Annotated in this window: 1 rRNA gene; it reads left to right on the top strand. The window is 50.1% G+C overall.

What is annotated here, in order from left to right:
• Positions 1 to 685 (top strand): 23S ribosomal RNA (locus V6590_RS20825); the annotation flags it as partial.

The following is a 685-nucleotide window of genomic DNA, read 5'->3' as shown; positions in this document are numbered from 1 at the left end:
TCTATGTGCGAAGAAGGTGTACCGTGAGGAGTGCTGGAGCGCATAGAAGTGAGAATGCCGGTATGAGTAGCGAAAGACAGGTGAGAATCCTGTCCACCGTAAGACTAAGGTTTCCAGGGGAAGGCTCGTCCGCCCTGGGTTAGTCGGGACCTAAGGAGAGACCGAAAGGTGTATCCGATGGACAACAGGTTGATATTCCTGTACTAGAGTATATAGTGATGGAGGGACGCAGTAGGCTAACTAAACCAGACGATTGGAAGTGTCTGGCCAAGCAGTGAGGTGTGATATGAGTCAAATGCTTATATCTTTAACATTGAGCTGTGATGGGGAGCGAAGTTTAGTAGCGAAGTTAGTGATGTCACACTGCCGAGAAAAGCTTCTAGCGTTAATTATACTCTACCCGTACCGCAAACCGACACAGGTGGGCGAGATGAGTATTCTAAGGCGCTTGAGAGAACTCGGGAGAAGGAACTCGGCAAATTGGTACCGTAACTTCGGGATAAGGTACGCCCTTGTAGCTTGACTGGCCTGCGCCAGGAGGGTGAAGGGGTTGCAATAAACTGGTGGCTGCGACTGTTTAATAAAAACACAGCACTCTGCAAACACGAAAGTGGACGTATAGGGTGTGACGCCTGCCCGGTGCCGGAAGGTTAATTGATGGGGTTAGCGGTAACGCGAAGCTCTT

Origin of the sequence: Gemmobacter denitrificans (genome assembly GCF_036964905.1) — a bacterium.
Lineage (GTDB): Bacteria > Pseudomonadota > Alphaproteobacteria > Rhodobacterales > Rhodobacteraceae > Gemmobacter > Gemmobacter denitrificans.
Note: the sequence above shows the minus strand (reverse complement) of the source record. Positions and strands in the feature narration are given on the sequence as shown.